The sequence below is a fragment of the Aureispira anguillae genome, assembly GCF_026000115.1.
Taxonomy (GTDB): Bacteria; Bacteroidota; Bacteroidia; order Chitinophagales; family Saprospiraceae; genus Aureispira; species Aureispira anguillae.
In genome coordinates, this window is record NZ_AP026867.1 from 7,011,770 (window position 1) to 7,031,848 (window position 20,079).

The 20,079-nt window shown below is 36.6% G+C and carries 15 protein-coding genes; 14 read left to right on the top strand and 1 reads right to left on the bottom strand.

Going from position 1 to position 20,079, the window contains the following annotated elements:
• Positions 1-55 precede the first annotated feature (55 nt).
• A complete protein-coding gene (locus tag AsAng_RS27265) occupies positions 56-1,174 on the bottom strand; it encodes a Smr/MutS family protein (RefSeq protein ID WP_264790310.1) in 1,119 nt (372 codons plus the stop codon).
• A gap of 607 nt (positions 1,175-1,781) precedes the next feature.
• Here AsAng_RS27265 and AsAng_RS27270 point away from each other — a divergent pair.
• From AsAng_RS27270 to AsAng_RS27335, 14 genes are all read left to right on the top strand, one after another.
• Positions 1,782-3,212 carry a c-type cytochrome gene (locus tag AsAng_RS27270; protein WP_264790311.1) on the top strand — a complete coding sequence of 477 codons (1,431 nt, stop codon included), beginning with the start codon at positions 1,782-1,784 and terminating at the stop codon, positions 3,210-3,212.
• A 115-nt stretch (positions 3,213-3,327) separates the two neighbouring features.
• Positions 3,328-6,624, top strand: a complete 3,297-nt coding sequence (locus tag AsAng_RS27275) for a TAT-variant-translocated molybdopterin oxidoreductase (protein WP_264790312.1) — start codon at positions 3,328-3,330, stop codon at positions 6,622-6,624.
• A gap of 59 nt (positions 6,625-6,683) precedes the next feature.
• A complete protein-coding gene (gene nrfD / locus AsAng_RS27280) occupies positions 6,684-8,276 on the top strand; it encodes an NrfD/PsrC family molybdoenzyme membrane anchor subunit (protein ID WP_264790313.1) in 1,593 nt (530 codons plus the stop codon).
• Between the two features lie 55 nt (positions 8,277-8,331).
• Positions 8,332-8,865, top strand: coding sequence for a DUF3341 domain-containing protein (locus tag AsAng_RS27285; protein WP_264790314.1), 534 nt, complete (start codon positions 8,332-8,334; stop codon positions 8,863-8,865).
• Between the two features lie 32 nt (positions 8,866-8,897).
• The gene (locus tag AsAng_RS27290; RefSeq protein WP_264790315.1) at positions 8,898-10,022 is read left to right on the top strand and encodes an OmpA family protein; all 1,125 of its coding nucleotides are present in this window, start codon (positions 8,898-8,900) and stop codon (positions 10,020-10,022) included.
• A 66-nt stretch (positions 10,023-10,088) separates the two neighbouring features.
• The gene (locus tag AsAng_RS27295) at positions 10,089-11,708 is read left to right on the top strand and encodes a cation-translocating P-type ATPase (protein WP_264790316.1); all 1,620 of its coding nucleotides are present in this window, start codon (positions 10,089-10,091) and stop codon (positions 11,706-11,708) included.
• A gap of 91 nt (positions 11,709-11,799) precedes the next feature.
• On the top strand, positions 11,800-13,254 hold the full coding sequence (locus AsAng_RS27300) for a cytochrome c oxidase subunit II (protein WP_264790317.1): 1,455 nt from the start codon (positions 11,800-11,802) through the stop codon (positions 13,252-13,254).
• 62 nt (positions 13,255-13,316) lie between these two features.
• Positions 13,317-15,170 carry a cytochrome c oxidase subunit I gene (locus AsAng_RS27305; RefSeq protein WP_264790318.1) on the top strand — a complete coding sequence of 618 codons (1,854 nt, stop codon included), beginning with the start codon at positions 13,317-13,319 and terminating at the stop codon, positions 15,168-15,170.
• A gap of 74 nt (positions 15,171-15,244) precedes the next feature.
• The gene (cyoE, locus tag AsAng_RS27310) at positions 15,245-16,144 is read left to right on the top strand and encodes a heme o synthase (RefSeq protein ID WP_264790319.1); all 900 of its coding nucleotides are present in this window, start codon (positions 15,245-15,247) and stop codon (positions 16,142-16,144) included.
• Between the two features lie 4 nt (positions 16,145-16,148).
• Complete coding sequence (locus tag AsAng_RS27315) at positions 16,149-16,727, top strand: cytochrome c oxidase subunit 3 (RefSeq protein ID WP_264790320.1); 579 nt, start codon at positions 16,149-16,151, stop codon at positions 16,725-16,727.
• 55 nt (positions 16,728-16,782) lie between these two features.
• A complete protein-coding gene (locus AsAng_RS27320; protein WP_264790321.1) occupies positions 16,783-17,790 on the top strand; it encodes a cytochrome c oxidase subunit 3 in 1,008 nt (335 codons plus the stop codon).
• Between the two features lie 57 nt (positions 17,791-17,847).
• Positions 17,848-18,282: a cytochrome C oxidase subunit IV family protein gene (locus tag AsAng_RS27325; RefSeq protein WP_264790322.1), complete on the top strand. Its 435-nt coding sequence runs from the start codon at positions 17,848-17,850 to the stop codon at positions 18,280-18,282.
• A gap of 374 nt (positions 18,283-18,656) precedes the next feature.
• Positions 18,657-19,334: a hypothetical protein gene (locus tag AsAng_RS27330; protein WP_264790323.1), complete on the top strand. Its 678-nt coding sequence runs from the start codon at positions 18,657-18,659 to the stop codon at positions 19,332-19,334.
• A 189-nt stretch (positions 19,335-19,523) separates the two neighbouring features.
• Positions 19,524-20,078, top strand: coding sequence for a DUF420 domain-containing protein (locus AsAng_RS27335; RefSeq protein ID WP_264790324.1), 555 nt, complete (start codon positions 19,524-19,526; stop codon positions 20,076-20,078).
• Position 20,079 lies beyond the last annotated feature (1 nt).

Genomic DNA, 20,079 nt, shown 5'->3' on the forward strand with positions numbered 1-20,079 from the left:
CCAAAACAAGTTTCTTGTTTTGGATGATAACTAATAATAAGGGGGGAAGTGGTTGTTATTTTTTTAATATGACTTTAGTGGCTCCAAAACCATATTTCTCATGAAATTCGTTTTTATAAGATTTAATGTCGCCATGGAAGCGCAGAAAATTGTCAACCCCTTCTTTGAGTTTGCCTTTGCCCAAGCCATGAATAATAAAGACTTCTTGTAAACCAATTTTGACGGCTTTGGTAATAAAGTTCTCTAAAACTTCTAATTGCAATTCGTATAATTCTCTAGCTGTAAATTCAGAAGTGTCATTAACTAATTTTTCAGCATGTAAATCTAATTCAGGCTCAAAAGAGGCCACATCCATTAGGTCAAAAGAACGATACAGCTTATTGATAGGGGCAATTAAGTTCGCCTGTTCTTGTTTATGGCTATTGGTATAGTGCTTTATAGAAGGTTTCTTTTGGGTAGATGCAGGAAGTTTAGAAAACAAAACAAATGCATAGGTATTTAATCCCATCAAAGGAATAGCCTGAACGGTTTTGATAAATTTGCGATATTTTAGTTTGATTTGCTTGTTGAAAGCAAGGGCTGGACATCGGAATTCAATAAGGGGAGAATCATTAAACTGCTCATGTAATAGCTCACCAATTGGAAAAAAAGTATTGGCAGGGATAATTTTGTTGAAGCCATGCACTAATTTTTGTTGCAAAAATAGCTTAAACTCAAAACTAAAAGAATTGGGCAAATCATTGACTAAATAAATCGTATAGTGATTGGGGCTTGTTTGATGAAACGCTAGATAACAACCTGTTTGTTTAGGTGGACTAGGGCAAATGTCTAGAGGAACAAAAGATGGTATCTTTTCTGTCTTTGGGGCAGTCGTCTTTTTTACCGAAAGATGTTTCGGTTGTAAAGCAGCTATTTTTTTTGCATTTAATTCTTCTTTGCTATAAAATAACTCTTCTGTAGATGGTCCTTTGGGGGCTTTTTGTAATGTTTTTTGTTGTTCGGATTGTTCTATGCCTCCAAAATCTTTTGCCAATACAATATCATCAACAAAGGCAATACTTTCTTCTTCATCCTTTTCTAGCCAAACCGTATAACTACCATCCATGTGGTCTTCTACTATTTCAGCTTCCATTCCTGTATATTTAAACCGTATTTTTGCTCCTATTTCAAACATGATATATAATATGTATGCTCCTATTGTTTTGATCTTCAAAATATATGCTGTCAATGGACGGCAAGATTGAGATAGTTGATGATATAGATTTTAATAAGAAGTGATTAATCTTCTTTTTTGATACAAAGATAATGATAAGTAAAAAAACTGAACTATGCTCTATAAAGGTAAAAGATCTTATGGTAGAATGCTGATGTACTAATAAAAGGTCTACTTATCCCATTGGCTACTTTTTTAGAGTAGAGATAGTTCCATAATTGCTTATAAAAATAGTTAAAATGACAAATTTTGACAATTCTATGATTTTTACATCAAAAAATGTGAAAAAATGAAGAAGGATTTTAACTTAGCGCTTAATACTCTGTGAAAATTTATTGAGAATAACAAGATAACATGTATAAGGTTTGAAAATCAATTTCTTATATTGTGTTTGGAGGATGAACTCAAAAAAGCAACTACAAATTAGTTAAGCAAAAGTTAATGCCAAATTTATTTAGATTCGGTCTAAATAGTTAGGAGATTTTAGGAACATTTGTAAAAAAGATTTGTGGATTGTATTTTTGTTCCAAATACAACAAGGGTTGTTTTTTGACAAAAAAATTACAAAATGATATATCAAAGACTTTTAAGCTTTTGCGCAATTACTTTGTTGATTGCAATGTTGCCAAACTGGTCAATGGCGGCGGATGCAAATAATGGAAAAACTCTATTTTTGGAGAACTGTGCTAGTTGTCATAACAATGACATGGTAAGTGATATGACGGGACCTGCTTTATACGAAGCGGAGGATCGTTGGAAAAAATATCCAGGTGCAATTTATGAATGGATTCGTAACTCTGAATCGTTAGCCAATTCTGGAAATGCTCGTGCAAAGATTATGGTGAATTGGGCGGCTTCTGCCATGACTCCTTTTGAGAGTTTGGAAGATGCTCAAATTGACGATATCTTAGAATACATTGAACTAAAAGGTTCTGGTGCTTTAGACAAAGATAAAAAAGGCGCAGGAACAGATCTTACTAAAGGAGAAGATGAAGAAGAAAGCAATCCTTTGTTGGGATATACTTTAGTAGTTGTATTGTTGTTGGCTATTGCTTTGTTGGGACGTTACATCAACAGCTTGACTCGTTTGGCTCAACAAAATGCAGGAGAGGTAGTTTCACCAGAGAAATCTGTTATGGGTATTTTATTTGGCCCTTCTGTTGTTAAATTGTTGATTTTTGTAGTTGTATTAGTTGGTGGTTATACTACTGTTAATAATGCAATTGGTTTAGGACGTCAACAAGATTACGCTCCTACACAACCTGTTAATTTCTCGCACAAAATTCATGCTGGAGATAATGGAATCGATTGTCAATATTGTCACGATGGTGCTCGTCGTTCAAGACATTCTGTTATTCCTGCTTCTAATACTTGTATCAACTGTCATGCTAATATCCAAAAAGGATCTAAAGATGGAACTAAAGAGTTGATCAAGGTTTATGCTGCATCTGGTTTCAACCCAATGTCTAACTCTTACCTACCAGAAGATATGTCTGAAGCGGAAAGAGCAGAGGTTTATAAGAAATGGTTGAGAAAAACCTATGATAAAGAGTGGAAAGAAAATGAAACAGCTGTAAATAGAATGATCGATGAACAATTGGCTTCTGTTGCTGGTACTTACAACAAACCAATCGAGTGGGTACGTATTCACAACTTGCCAGATCACGTTTATTTTAACCACTCTCAGCACGTTACTGTTGGTAAAGTAAAATGTGAAACTTGTCATGGTGAAGTATCTGAAATGGATGTCGTTAAGCAACATTCTCCTTTATCTATGGGATGGTGTGTTAACTGTCATAGACAAACAGAAGTTCAATTCCGTGATGGTTTGAATGAAGGTAAAAAATCACCTTACATGGGTGAAGAAAATAAAGCAAATGCTTATTATACTGATTATCAATATTACGAAAGATACCACAATGAGTTGAAGGAAGGTAAACGTAAAGGAGTTACTGTTGAAGAGATTGGTGGTCTAGAGTGTCAAAAATGTCACTACTAATCAGTATTTAAAGGTATCTTTTTAGCATTCTTTGCTAAAAAGATACCCCTGTTTCTATAATAAATTAGCAATAACAAAGGGGGAAACCCCTACTTCCAATATATCTTATAAGACTATGAATAAGAAGGAAAATAAAAATAGAGTTTGGATAAGTGCAGAAGACTTAGCCAATGATATTTCTACTCTTGATGCATCGCAAAATGAATTTGCACATACTGAAGAAACAGAAAATAGCGAGCACAGTCGTCGTGATTTTCTGAAGTATATGGGATTTGGTCTTACTGCTGCTACTGTTGCAAGCTGTGAGATTCCCGTTAAAAAAGCAATTCCTTATGTAATCAAACCTGAGGAAATTGTACCTGGTGTTGCTACTTACTTTGCCTCTGCTGTTGTGCAAGGTGGAGATGTACTTCCTGCATTAATCAAAACTCGTGAAGGGCGTCCTATTAAGATTGATGGTAACCCTGGGCATGGTAAAGAAAAAACCTTTACTGGTGAAGGTAGTTGCGCTAGAAGCCAAGCATCTATATTGGAATTGTACGATACCAATCGTCTAAAAGGTGCTGGTGTCGTTTCTAAGTTATTGGAAGCTGAAAAGATTCAAAATAAAAAACAACAAAAAGAGGCAGAAGCTGCTGCTATGTTGTCTTGGGCTGACCTTGACAAAGCAGTAAAAGCAGGGCTTTCTGGTCAAATTCGCATTGTTTCTCATACCAACAATAGCCCTACTTTTAAAGCGGCTGTTGAAGCATTCAAAGGAAAATATCCTAACACTCAATTGGTTCAGTATGATCCGATTTCTTGTTCGGCTATGATTGAGGCTAATGAGAGAATGTATAACAAACCATGGATTCCTTCTTATCACTTTGATAAAGCAATGTGCATTGTTGGTATCGAAGCTGATTTCTTGGGACCTTGGATTTCTCATGTAGAATATTCTAAAGATTATATCAAAAACCGTAAAGTAACGGATCAAGATATTAAAACGGGTGCAGACAAAACAATGTCTACACACATTCAGTTTGAGTCTCGTATGTCTTTGACGGGATCAAATGCAGACCACAGAGTTTTAATCAAGCCTTCTGAATGGGCTGCTGCTGTTGGAATGCTTTACACTGAGGTAGCAAAAGAAACTGGCAATACTCCTGCTAGCTTGAGCTTTGCTCCTAAATTTGCTTGGAAAAAAGCATCTAAAGCAATAAAAGATACAGCTAAGAAATTAGTTAAAAATGCCCCTAGAGCGTTGGTTGTATGTGGTATTAATGATGTAAATATCCAAATGGTAGTAAATGCCATCAACGAAATGTTGGGCGCTACCAATTCTACGTTAACACTTACAAACGATACACACTCTAAACAACGTCTAGGACGTGATGCAGCGATTCAATCATTGGTTAATGATATGAATAGTGGTGCTGTTGGAGCGCTTATCGTATGTGACGGTGCCAACCCTGCTTATGATATTCCTGGTTTGGCGGCAGATTTTGCTAAGGCATTGCCAAAAGTTGGTATGTCTGTTTCTTTTGGTGGAACACTAAACGAAACAGCAGCACTTTGTAAATATGTTGCGCCTGATCATCACAACCTAGAGTCTTGGGGCGATGCAGAGCCTAAGAAAGGTGAGATTTATGTGGTTCAACCAACTATTTCTCCTTTGTTTAGTACTCGTGCTGCTGGAGAATCTCTATTGGCTTGGGCTGGAGTATCTACTTCTTATCATGACTTTATGAAAGACAACTGGAAAACTACCATGTTCCCTGCTCAAAGCAATTACATGACTTTCCAATCTTTCTGGAACAATACATTACACAATGGCTGGTTCAAAGCTACTTCTGCTATCGCAGAAACAGTAGTAGAAACCGCTAACGATTCTACTTCAACTGCTGAGCCTGTTGTTTCAGGTGCTTCAAATGTCGCTGGAGCAGTTGCTGCTTTGGCTCAAGGCAAAGGTGGAGCAATAGAGGTTACTTTTTATGAGAGTGTACAATTAGGTGCTGGACAGCATGCCAACAACCCTTGGTTGCAAGAAATGCCAGATCCTATTATGCGTACTACTTGGGATAACTTTATTCAAATTCCTTTAAAATGGAATGGCAACTCAGGTTATGACTCTCTAAATGGCTTGAAAGATGGTGATATTGCTACCATTACTGTAAATGGCGCAGAATATCAATTGCCTGTTTTCCGTACCTTTGGTCAAATGGAAGGAACGGTTGCTATTGCTTTAGGATATGGTCGTACAAGAGCTGGTAAAGCTGGTAATGGTGTAGGAACAGATTTATTTCCTGCTGTAAAAGGATTTAACTTTTCTGGTACAGGAAGTTTGTCTGAATACGAAGGCCATGACGATTTGTTTGCTTGTGTTCAAATGCATCATACTTATGGTTTGACGACAACAGATGAAGCTACAGGAAAAACTAAAATGCATAAATATGCTACTGGTGAAGAAAAACCATTCAATGTGGATGAGCACAACGAAGGTTTCCAAGGAGCATTGATTGAGCGTTCTGTATTCTTCCAATCAACGGCTAAAGATTTATCTAAAGAGGTAAAAAAATTAGCGAAAAAACGTGAAGGTTATCAATATTTAAATAGCAAAGGACTATACCCAGACCATGAGGTTTATGGAATGGGACACCACTGGGGAATGGCAGTTGACTTGAACTCTTGTACGGGCTGTGGTGCTTGTACAGTGGCTTGTATGGCTGAAAATAATGTTCCTGTAGTTGGTAAATTTGAGGTGAACAACATCCATGAAATGACTTGGTTGAGAATTGACCGTTATTTCTATGGAGATGAAGAAACACCGAATGCAGTCTATATGCCAATGATGTGTCAGCATTGTGACAATGCTCCTTGTGAGAACGTTTGTCCTGTTGCGGCTACCAACCACAGTTCTGAAGGATTAAACCAAATGACTTATAACCGTTGTGTAGGTACTCGTTATTGTGCAAATAACTGTCCTTTCAAAGTTCGTCGTTTTAACTGGTTGGATTATACTTCTGCTGATATTTTCCCATCTAATGAGGTGGATATGAACAGAGGAATTGATGATGCAGAGAGTTATAACTATATGAATGAGAACTTAACACGTATGGTTCTTAACCCAGATGTAACTGTTCGTACTCGTGGTGTTATTGAAAAATGTAGCTTCTGTATCCAACGTATCCAAGAGGGTAAATTGGCTGCAAAAGTAGAAGGTCGCAAACTTCAAGACAGCGATGTAACACCAGCTTGTCAACAAGCTTGTTCTACTGGGGCTATCATCTTTGGTGATGATAACAATCCTAACAGTGAAGTTTATAAATTGCAAAGAACAAAACGTTCGTACATTCCATTGGAAGAAACTAACGTTCGCTCTTCCGTTAATTACTTGATGAAAGTAATTAACAAAGATGAAAACTTTGCTTAGTTAGAGAATTAATAGAATAGAAAGTAGATAAATACAATTTAGATAAAAACATAAATTTTATGAGCGCAGTTGTATCAAATGTTCGCCCACCATTAGTAACGGGCAGCAAGACGTATCATCAAATAACAGAAGACATCTGTTCGCCAACGGAGCAATTACCAGGAATGGGATGGGTGCTTTGTTTGTTAGGTAGCTTAGGGCTTTTGGCCTTTGGTGGTATTGCCGTTTTCTTTACCTTATGGTATGGTATCGGTACTTGGAATTTGAACCGTACGATTGGTTGGGGATGGGATATCACTAACTTTGTATGGTGGGTAGGTATTGGTCATGCAGGAACCTTGATTTCTGCTATTTTGTTACTTTTTCGTCAAAAATGGCGTACGGGGGTAAACCGTGCCGCTGAGGCGATGACCATTTTTGCTGTAATTTGTGCGGCGTTCTTCCCTGGTATTCACATGGGACGTATGTGGATGGCATTCTTTGTATTTCCTTATCCTAATACACGTGGACCATTGTGGGTAAACTTTAACTCTCCTCTTTTGTGGGACGTATTCGCAATTAGTACTTACTTTACAGTATCGTTATTATTCTGGTATACTGGTTTGGTGCCTGATTTTGCGACAATTCGTGACCGTGCTAAAGGGTTTAGAAAGAAAATATACAACTTCTTGTCAATGGGGTGGACGGGTTCTGCTAAGCACTGGCAACGTTGGGAGTCTTTGTCACTAGTTTTGGCTGGTTTGGCAACTCCATTGGTACTTTCTGTACATACAATTGTATCCTTTGACTTTGCTACTTCTGTAATTCCAGGATGGCATACAACAATCTTCCCTCCTTATTTTGTTGCTGGGGCGATTTTCTCAGGGTTTGCAATGGTTTGTACACTTATGATTATTACTAGATCTATCCTAAAATTGGAAGATTATATTACAATTGAGCACATCGAATCGATGAATAAGGTAATCGTTTTGACTGGATCAATTGTAGGGGTAGCTTATTTGACAGAGTTATTTGTCGCTTGGTACTCTGGATATATCTATGAGCAATATGCATTTTATAATCGTGCTGTTGGACCTTATTGGTGGTCTTATGCTGCGATGATGACTTGTAACGTAATTACTCCTCAGTTCTTCTGGGTACGCAAGTACAGACGTTCTATTGCTTGGACATTTGTTTTGTCTATCGTTGTAAACATAGGTATGTGGTTTGAGCGTTTCGTAATTATTGCGACTACTTTGGCTAGAGATTATATTCCATCTAGTTGGAGCTATTATACTCCTTCTTGGGTTGAGGTAGGTATTTATTTATTTACTTTTGGATTGTTTGGTACTTTATACTTAGTCTTTATTCGTGTAGCGCCTGTAGTTGCTATTGCTGAGATTAAGTCTATCTTGAAATCTTCTGGAGATCAGTATGTAGGACCTGCTTATGCAGAAGCTACTGGTGAGATTCACTCAGGATTACACCACGGTCATGATGATCATGCAGATCATGGACACAGTCATGCTACTACTGTACATGGTGGTGCAGGAACGGCTACTGCTATGGAAACAGCTGTAGATGTTTTGACCGACAAAACGGTTGAAGACTTCAAAGATGATTTGAACTTTGAAGGGGGGGATTCAGAAGACGCTGATAACAACAATAAATAACGATAACAATTAAGCAATCTCTTAGGCAACTCGCCTATTATAAATATAGATAAGCATGAAAAGAGTATTAAATAAAAAAGTGCTATACGGCTTGTACAACGATGAGGAAATCCTAATGACAGCGATCAAGCAAATTAAAAAAGAAGATGCTGAAATCATGGATGTGTATACTCCTTTCCCTGTGCATGGTTTGGATCCCGTCTTGGGCTTGAATGAATCCCGTTTGCATATTGCAGGTTTCATTTATGGAATGACAGGAACTACTTTAGCCTTTGGTTTCATGTCTTGGGTATTTACCCGTGATTGGCCAATTATTTTTGGTGGAAAGCCTTATTTCTCAGTGCCTGCTTTTATTCCAATTACTTTTGAGTTTACTGTATTGTTGGCAGCAGTAGGAATGGTGATCACTTTCTATCTCGTTTGTGGATTAGGATTTGGTGTTGAAAACCCTTACTTAGATCCAAGAATTACAGATGATAAATTTTGTATTGCTTTTGATGTAACACATAGTTCAAAAGAAGAGGTTGAAGCACTTTCTGTTTTGTTGGAAAGAACTAGTGCAGAAGAGGTTCATACTAAAGATATCTAATATTAAAATCTAAAGAATAATTCGAAATAGAAATGAAAAATCTAACAAGCATATATTCATTGACTGTTGCTAGTTTGGCTAGTCTTCTTTTGTGGAGCTGTGGGCGTGCTAGTGGCGATTTTACTGGTAGCGAATACATGCCAGATATGGCGCATTCTATTGCGTATGATGCCAATAACAGTGCTTATTATTATAACAATACTTGGGATGGTGAGGAAGCTTATGAGCACTATGCTGCTCCTCGCAAACCCGTTGAAGGAACAATCGCTCGTGGTTATTTGCCTTCTAAATACCAAAACTTAGAAGATTATAGAGAGTCTGCTGATGAGTCTTTTGTTGCGCTTCAAGAAAAGGTAAGAGATCTTATGATGAAGGATCCTTCTGTTCAAAATGAAGTTAAACCTTCTTCAAAGAAAGAATTGGAAAGAGTACTATTAGATGGTGCTACTTTATATGCGATCAACTGTGAAGTATGTCACGGTGAAGATCTTGATGGAAATGGTGTTTTGTACAACGAAGGAGAGGGGAAATATAGCGCAAAACCAGCTAATTTGGTAAATGACGAATTTTCTGCTGCTGTTGATGGGCGTTTCTTAAATGCCATCTTGCATGGTAAAGGTATGATGCAATCTCATGCTGATAAAATGTCTTCAGAAGAACGTTGGAAACTAATTCACTATATCCGTTCTATGCAAGCTGAGAAAAAAGGAGTAGAATACAATCCTATTGGACATGTAAATGTAGCTCCTACGGTTTCTTTGGAAGAGTCATTTGCTGCTTTGATGGATGAAGTGAAAGCTGGACACACTGAGGCAGATTTAAAAATAGAACTAGACAATGTTTTGTATAGCGTAGGAAAAGCTGATCTAAAATCAGAATCTTATGCAACACTAAATTCATTGGTTGCTTTATTGACAGCTAATCCAACTGTAAAAATTGAAATTAGTGGTCATACTGATAATACAGGTGATGCTGCTAAAAATCTTCAATTGTCAGAGGATAGAGCACATGCTGTTTATGATTATCTAGTTGGGCACGGTATTGCTGCTGATCGACTAGCTTACAAAGGCTATGGCGATACACAACCCGTTGCTTCTAATGAGACAGAAGAAGGGAAGAAAGAGAATAGAAGAACAGAGCTTAAAATTGTTAACTAATAAATAAGTTTATTAGGCTAAATAAAGAGTAATCTAAGATTAAAACAAGTATAACTTTTATATACAATGAGCAATCATAATAACGAAACTTTTGTTTTTGACGGAAAAACCAAGTTGTTTACCATTGTTTTGATGGTAATTGGTGCCGTCTGTTTGGCTTGGTCCTACATGAGCGGTCCAGAAAGTATGCATCATATGCGTTTTTGGACGAATTACTTGCATAACTCTGTATTTTTTACAGGGATAGCATTCGCCGCAGTCTTATTCTTAGCTGCACATGCTTTGGCATGGGGTGGATGGGTTGCAATGTTTAAACGTATTCCTGAAGCAATAATGAGTTTCTTGTCTGTAGGAGCTGCTTTATTTTTAATCTTAGGAATCGCTATTTATATGAATGCAGAAGGTACAGAATTATTGTACCTATGGAATAACCAAGATTATTTAAATGTTGAAAGTCCAAATTTTGATCCGTTGGCTTTTCACAAATCTGCTTTCGTTAATCCTACTTGTTATTTACTAACAGTTGTTGTTGTCCTAATTTGGTCTTTCTTTGCAGTGATGTTCAGAAAAATTTCAATTAACGAAGACACAACTCCTTATACTGTTACTACAGCAAATTCAGTACCAGATAATGTAAGAAGAAACCGTATCTATGCCGCAGCATTTTTGCCAATTGGTGGTTTTTCTAGTGCTTATGTTATTTGGCAATGGATTATGTCTGTTGATACGCACTGGTACTCTACTTTATTTGCTTGGTATGCTACGGTATCAATGTGGGTAAGTATGTTGGCTGTGACCTTTATGATGATTATTTTCTTAAAATCAAAAGGTTTGTTGCAGAAGTTTAACGATGAGCACATGCACGATATTGGAAAATATATTTTTGGATTTAGTGTATTTTGGACGTACCTATGGTTCTCTCAATTTATGTTGATTTGGTATGCAAACAACGGTGAAGAAACTCAATATTTCTTCTTGAGATTTGAGCAATTTAAAGTAGTATTCTTTGCTAACTTGTTGATGAACTTTGTAGGACCTTTCTTCATCCTTATGATGAATAGCTCTAAGCGTACCTTAGGTACCCTAGGTTTTGTAGCTGGTTTAGTATTTTTGGGACACTGGTTGGATTTCTACCAAATGATTAAGCCTGGTGTTTGGTACAACTATGAGCATGCTCAACATTTGTCTCATGCTGGTCATGACGATCACGCTCCACATGGTGACAATACTTACCATATAAACGAAGCGCCTAAAGCAGTTTTGACAACTTACCAAGATGACCAACATGGTGAAGAGCATCACGATGCACACGATCATAGCGATCATGCAGCAGATAACCACGATGCACACGATCATAGCGATCATGCAGCAGATAACCACGATGCACACGGTCACGACCATACTGCGCACGATAATCACGATGGACATGGACACGATGCTCATGGACACGATCACGCAGAACACGCACATGACGATCATGGACATCATGCAGAGCCTCAGTTCTTGATGGGAGTACATTTCCCAGGAGCATTGGAATTAGGAACATTCTTAGGATTTTTAGGATTGTTTTTATTTGTAACCTTTACTTCTTTGAGTCGTGCATCATTGTATCCACCTAATGATCCATACATATTGGAGAGTGAGCATTATGATACTGGTATCGGACCAGAAAGAGAGGCTCATTAATACTGAATTTTTTCTAGCTATTGGTTAGTAATTATAAGACAACGAATATTTTAATTCAAAGGTTTTACCTTTTTTAAACAATATAAAAGAGATGGGATTTATAATCGGGGCATTATGTGTCATTTTATTGGCCGTATTTATAGTGCAAGTAGGAAAAGCTAGAGAACTAGCTTCTATCGTACGTAACGACCCAGCAGAACAAGATGAAATCAATAAGTTCCATGCAGGATTAGGTATGGTGTTTATGGTTACCTTTCTAACTGCATGTGTGGTATCTTTTATCTACTACATACCAACTACCTTAGGGTGGGGACCTAATATTGCTGCTTCTAAGCATGGACCAGAAGTAGATTATTTATTTAATCTTACTTTATTTTTTACTTCTATTGTATTTATCCTAACACATATCGCATTATTTTGGTTTGTTTGGAAATACAAAGGGAAGCAAGGTAAAATCGGCCTTTACTGGGCACACAACGAAACATTAGAGATGGTTTGGATGATTATTCCTTCTGTTGTAATGACGTTTTTGGTTGTTGGTGGTCTACAGGCTTGGAATAAAATCATGTTGGATTTGCCAGAAGACGCTGTTAGTGTTGTTCTTCCTGAAGAAGAAGGAGAATATCTAGAAATTGAAGCAACTGGTTCTCAGTTTTTGTGGTTCTTGCGTTACCCAGGTCGTGATGGTAAAATTGGAACAAAATATTTTACTCAAATCAATAGTAACAATCCTTTGGGACAAACTTGGACCGATGAGAAAAACATGGATGATTTCATGACTACTGAAATCGTTCTTCCTGTCAACAAGCCTGTAAGAGTTCGAATCACTGCTCGTGATGTATTGCACAACTTTTACATTCGTGATATGCGTGTCAAAACAGATGCGGTTCCAGGGATGCCTACCTATTTTAACTTTACTCCAACTGTAACTACAGATTCTATGCGTCGTCGTTTGAGCAAGGAGCCTTCTTGGCAAGTACCTGACAAAAATGATGATACTAAGCAACGTTGGGAAACGTTCCACTATGAATTGGCTTGTGCAGAGCTTTGTGGAAACGGACACTATAGTATGAGAAATCTTGTTAAGATTGTTTCTGAAGAAGAATATTTGGCTTGGGTTGATGCTCAAGAAGGTGGTAAATTAGAAGAAGTTGTTGATTCTGTAAACAACGAAACTATTTACCAATATGTACCAGGTTCTGTTAAGTCTCAATACTTCTCTAAGGTACACAACCAAACGGATAACGATCCTTTGAAAGGTAAAACAGCTGATTTTGAAAAATTGGTTGAAAACAAGCTTCGTGTAAATGTATACATGGACAAATTAAAAGAAATGAGAAACAATGCAGAGCTAGGTTCTGCTGATTATACAAATGCAGAAGCTGCAATGGCAAAAATCCAACCACTTTTGAAAGCGGTTCGTTTGTCTCAATCTGTAGCAGAATCTAATACTAAGTTGGCAGCGGCTAAAGCAATTGCTGATGCTGTAAAACCAACTCCTGTAGTTCCAACTCCTACAACTGATACAACTAGTACAGAAGGATAGGAGTAAGTGTAGAAAAGAAAATAGAAGAAATTATAAATATTAATAGTTAAATATAAGCTATCATGGCAAATATTAATATCGTAGAAAAAGAATTAGAGCATGGCGGACATCATGGGGATCATGGTCACGACGACCACGGACATCATGGTGACAAGTATCAGTCTTCATTTGTAGACCGATACATCTTTAGCCAAGATCATAAAACTATTGGCAAGCAATTCTTGATAACAGGGATTATTTGGGCAATTATTGGTGCAGGGATGTCAATCATTTTCCGTTTGCAATTAGGTTTTCCTGATGCAGATATGGCATGGTTACAACCCTTATTAGGAGGATGGATTAATATTGATCCTGTTAGTGGTTTAGGTAAATTAGATCCTGATTTTTATTATGCATTGGTAACGATGCATGGTACCATCTTAGTATTTTTTGTATTAACAGCTGGTTTGTCAGGAACATTTAGTAACCTCTTAATTCCATTGCAAATTGGAGCTAGAGATATGGCATCACCAATGATGAACATGTTGTCTTACTGGTTCTTCTTTTTGGCTGGTTTTGTTTTATTGATTTCTTTATTCTTGAACACTGGACCATTCTCTGGTGGATGGACAGGTTACCCTCCTTTATCTGCTTTGCCACAGGCATCTGATGGATCTAAAGCTGGAGCAACATTATGGTTGATCTCTTTAGTATTCTTTGTTGTATCGGTATTGTTAGGAGGTATTAACTATATTACTACGGTACTAAATATGCGTACCAAAGGAATGGGAATGTTTAGAATGCCATTAACAGTTTGGGCATTTTTGATCACTGCAGTTTTAGGTTTGTTATCTTTTCCAGTAGTAGCGTCAGGCTTTTTTATGTTGACTTTTGACCGTGTAATGGGAACTTCTTTCTTCTTGAATGAAATCTATGTTGCAGGAGAGGCTTTAACAACTAGAGTAGGTGGTTCTGCTATTTTGTTCCAGCATTTGTTTTGGTTCTTAGGTCACCCAGAGGTATATATCATTATTTTGCCTGCAATGGGTTTGGTATCAGAAGTACTATCTGTAAATGCTCGTAAACCTATCTTTGGTTATAAAGCGATGGTATTTTCTATCTTAGCAATTGGTGTATTGTCTTTCTTAGTATGGGCGCATCATATGTATATGTCAGGAATGAATCCATTTATTGCAAATATCTTTGTATTGTTTACTTTGATTATTGCAGTACCTTCTGCGGTAAAAGTATTTAACTGGATTGCAACAATATGGGGAGGTAACTTAAGAATTAATTCTGCTTCTCTATTTTCTATAGGTTTTGTTTCGATGTTTATTTCTGGTGGTTTGACAGGTATCTTCTTAGGAAATGCTGCCATTGATATCCAACAACACGATACCTACTTTGTAGTAGCGCATTTCCATGTTGTAATGGGGGTTGCTGCATTCTTTGGAATGTTTGCTGGTATCTATCACTGGTTCCCACGTATGTACGGTCGTTTTATGAATGAGACGATGGGTAAAATGCATTTCTGGGGTACATTGATTGGAGCTTATGCTATCTTTGGACCTATGCATTATTTAGGTATGGCTGGTGTACCTCGTCGTTACTATCGATTTGATGGATTCCAAGCATTTGCAGAGTTTGAAGGTTTGAATCAATTTATTACAATTGCTGCTATTTTAACCTTTGCTGTTCAATTCTTGTTTGTAATTAACTTCTTCTATTCTATTTATAAAGGAAAGAAACAAACAGAAATGAATCCTTGGGGAGCGACAACATTAGAATGGACTGCTCCTATTGATGCTGGACATGGAAACTGGGAAGGAGAAATTCCTGAAGTACACCGTTGGCCTTATGATTTGGGTCGTCACGGAAGAGAGTTTATCCTTCAGACAGAGCCTTTAGCAGAAGGAGAAATTGACGGAGGACATTAATAATAAAATATTTATCTAAGATCAGTTTGTACTTAGGTATAAGCTGATCTTGGAAACATATAAATATCAGAAAGTTGGCAACAACAGACAATAATACGATAAGTATTGGAAGTTTTTTGAAACAGAAGATCAATGATTATAAACTTTTAGTAAAACTAAAGTTGTCATTATTAGTGGTTTTCTCAGCCTGTATAACCTTTTTATTAGGGGCAAATGACTATTCTTGGCAAGCACTAGTAGTACTTGGATTAGGAGGTTTCTTTGTTACAGGAGCTGCAAACGCACTCAATCAGGTTTTGGAAAAAGATTATGATAAACTAATGAAGCGGACAGCTGACCGTCCTGTAGCAACAGGACGTATGGAAAGTTCGGAGGCTGTTTTGATAGCAGGCTTATTAAGTGTAGCAGGATTGTTATTATTGGCTACTTTTAATCCGACCACTGCTGTATTAGGAGCTTTATCTTTGATTTCATATTCTTTTATTTATACGCCCATGAAACGAGTATCACCAGCCGCTGTTTGGATTGGTGCAATACCTGGGGCATTACCAATGTCTATTGGTTGGGTAGCAGCAGGGAATGGATTAGGAGCTGAGGCTTTGTTTTTGTTTAGCATTCAGTTTTTTTGGCAATTCCCTCATTTTTGGGCAATCGCATGGGTTGCATACAAGGATTATTCTGACGCAGGATTTTATTTATTGCCTTCTAAGAAAAAAGACGGTCGTGATAAGAGCACTGCTATGCAGACGGTATTCTATGCCGCTTGTTTACTCCCTATGAGTATTTTGCCTTTTTATTTTGGCATTTCGAGTTATATTGCTTGTTGTGTAATGTTAGTAATGGGAATTTTTTACTTAACTTATGCGATCAATTTATATCGAAAATGCACCGATCAAGCAGCACGAAAGCTTATGTTTGCATCATTTGCTTATTTACCTGTTGTTTTGATTGTTTTAGTTCTTGATAAAATTTAATACTATGGAAATGGTGGCATCTCCAAAAAGAATAAGACGGATACACCCAAAGAAATTTGCTTTGTGGACGGCTATTGTAAGTATACTAATGTTCTTTTCAGCATTTACAAGTGCTTATATTGTTCGTAAAGCAGCAGGAAATTGGCTTTCGTTTCCAATTGTTGAAGAGTTTTTTTATAGTACAGGGGTAATCTTGTCTAGCAGCATAATTTTGCATGTTGCTTACAGAGCTTTTGTTAATAAAAACTATCAACTATATAGAATCTTATTAACAATAGGGTTCATCTTAGGAATTTTGTTCGTATCCTTGCAATATGCAGGATGGCTAGCACTTAATCAAAAAGGTATTTTTATCTATACCAACCAATCGAGTAGCTTTTTTGTAATGCTAATTGGTACACATGCGCTGCATGTAATTGGTGGGATCACTGCTTTGATGATTAGTTGGATTTATGCCATGAAAAAAAATACCTTGGAGTGGACTCCTAAAGGACAACTAAGATTAGAGTTAACATTTACTTATTGGCATTTTGTCGATGTTTTATGGTTGTATTTGTTGTTGTTCATTTGGACACAGCAATAAACAAGCATACTTTATAAATAAAAATTAATATTCATATAAAATTAAAGTCGTAACAATGGCAACTGATACTGTTCACGAAATTGAAAACGAAATCGGAATGGAAGAATTGTGGGAAGGAGGAGACTCTCCATTCCGCTCAGAGTATGGGAAGTTAATGATGTGGTATTTCCTATTATCTGATGCTTTCACTTTTGCAGGATTCCTTATTGCTTATGGATCTTTGCGTTTTAGTATGGATGCGTGGCCTATACCTGATCACGTATTTAGTACTGCTCCTTTTGGAATAGAAGGTGCTCCTCTTATTTTTGTTACGTTTATGACGTTTGTACTAATCGTAAGTTCTGTAACAGTACTTAGAGCGGTACAAGAAGGAAAATTAGAGAATGTAAATGGAGTCGTGAAATGGCTAGTGATTACGATTATAGGAGGTGGTATGTTCTTGGGCTGTCAAGCTTGGGAATGGACAAACCTTATAGCTGTAGAGGGGGTAACTATTTATAACAATCCTTTTAGCTCAGCGTTAGATAATGGAGAATATGTATCTTTAGCAGAGGCACATCAATTGAATCCTGAGTTGGAGAAAAAAACAATGATGGTTGATGTTCACACAGATAAAGGTCATACGCAAGAAGCATTGCCTTATTTGTACGACGCAGCTAACGATCAAAAATATTTTGAAAAATTTGACCATCACTATTTCCATAGACATGGAGGTGAAGCGCCACACAAAGCAGTGGGCGAAAGTTTTGAAATAGGCGATCCTTATTTGATTGCTTACCAAAATGGGGAGTATTTCCCTGGTGCTTACAAAACAGCAGGTACCTTGATGGCAGAAGACATGGGACCAACAGCATTTGGTACTTTATTCTTCTTTATTACTGGATTTCATGGATTCCATGTATTTTCTGGATTAATTATTCTATTGGTTATTGCCTTAAACTCTTGGTCTGGTTTCTATAGAGTGCGCAACAATGGGCATGTTATGGTCGAAAAAGTAGGTCTTTATTGGCATTTTGTAGATTTGGTATGGGTATTTGTATTCTTGGCTTTTTACCTATTATAATCAACAAACAATAATCAGAAACGATAATTAGAACATAAATAATAAATTATATATATCATGGGACATTCACATGGGCTAAGTGTTGAGGAGCAAAGAAAAGAGGATATAAAGATTGGAACCAAAGGGTTTTGGATTCTACTATTGGTAACATTTGCAGAGGTAGGAGTTGCTTTATTTACTAAAGAATTACTTCCTGGTTCTATTGTACGACTAATTATGATCGCACTAAGTTTGTACAAAGCTTATTATATTGTTAGTATCTTTATGCATCTTGGTGCAGAGGTAGGAGGTTTTGCTGCTACAATTGTATTGCCAATGACTTTGTTAATTTGGGCCGTTATTGCTTTTCTTTGGGAAGGTGATTATGCTCGAAATAATCGTAATTATGTAAAAGATGCACGACCAGGTGCTGAAATGCCTGCTCCAGAGTCTTCTAAAGCAACAAGTATGAAATCTACAGAAGAATTGTCTAAGCAATTATCTTTTAGATAGATCTACCATAAATTTTGGTTATTTAAAAGTGTTCTAAGTAAGCCTTAGAACACTTTTTTTGTTTTTAGGCTATGAACTTCAACCAAAGTTGTATTACTTTTGTGGTCACAACAATGGATATTGGTATTGGGAGCTCTATAAGATTGTGTGTTTAAACCTGAAGAACTACTAGTTGATAATGGACAATGATTAGTGGTATAAAATCAAATCGTTTAACCTTGCACACAATGAGTTTCATTGTTCCTTATTGTCATGAGGGAAATTGGTGGTACTTAGAGCACCTTATCGTTAAATAATCAATTTTATAATTCAGTACTCCACTATAAAATCAGCGGAGTATTAATAATTAAAACAGAACATTAATTTTATTCAATATGTCTGAAAATAAGAAAAACCCTGTTGCTGCCATTGTATTTGTTATGTTTGTAATTGTATTTCCTATTGTAACTGTTTTCTTTTCAAAAAAGGGACTTGACAAATACAAGGGGATACGAAGTGAAATGCAATTTCTTAAAGACTCTATTCGAGTCGATTTTGATCATTTATCAACTTATTATAATTCGAACTTAAGCAATGAATTGGTACGTGGTAAACTAGTTGTAACAGGTTTTTGGTCTGCTCATTGCCAAGAGGAAATAACAGAATTTATAGATTCTCTAAAAGCTTTTCGTAATAATTTTAGAAGAGAAGATCAAGGAAAACTGCTTTTTGTAATCCATACCGATGATTTCTCTCAGGATTCAACTTGGTCTTTGGATCCTTATCTAGACGAATGGAAGGTGGATACGAACAAATGGAAATTTGCAAAAGGTATATCAAAAGAACGGTATCGTATAACGAATGGCAATAGCTGTTCGACTATAACAGTTCTAGATGGACGAGTTAGCAAAAAAGATGATTCGGGAGATTATAAAAATGGACCTTTGTTGTGCGATCATTACGATCTAAAAGATAAAGAAGCTGTTGAACAACTATTGAGGCACATAGCGCTTATTATGCCTGTCAAAGCCAGAAAAAAGATAGAATATAAAGCAGACGAAAAATTGTATTAAATTTCTTAAAACCATTACTTCGTGCAAAATCGCATTAGATTGATTATTAGTATCTTAACAGCTAGAAGGTTATCTTTTTGATAATCAATCTAATGTAAGAACGATGATGAGCTGCAAAGGAAAGGCATCGCTTTTTTATGTTTTTTGTAGGAAAACTAAAAAAACACGAAGTATTATAAAACATAAATAATGAGTAATTCTATAAATCAAGAACAAAATGCAACTTATAAGAAATTGCGTTTGTTGGTCAATATTATTTCTGTAGCACTCCCGCTAATTGTTGGGGCGATGTTTCAGTTTAAATTTACAGATTTTGTTTGGCCTTTTGATGTACATCTTTTACCCTTAATCAATGCTGTACTAAATGGTACCACAGCTTTGTTACTGATCGGATCTTTGATTGCTGTTAAAAACAAAAACATTAATCTACATAAGCAGCTAATTTATGCTGGGATGGTTTTGTCCTTGTTGTTTTTGGTGGTTTATATTATGTATCATACAACAGCAGGACATACTAAGTTTGGGGGAGAGGGGACAATACGATATGTTTATTTCTTTTTACTATTGACCCATATTGTACTAGCTGCAATCCAAGCTCCATTTGTTTTATATGCTTTTCTATATGGTTATACAGGACAAATTAAAAAACATCAGAAAATTGTAAAATTTAGCTATCCAATTTGGCTTTATGTTTCTATTACTGGAGTAATTTGTTATCTTATGATTTCCCCATACTATGCTTAGT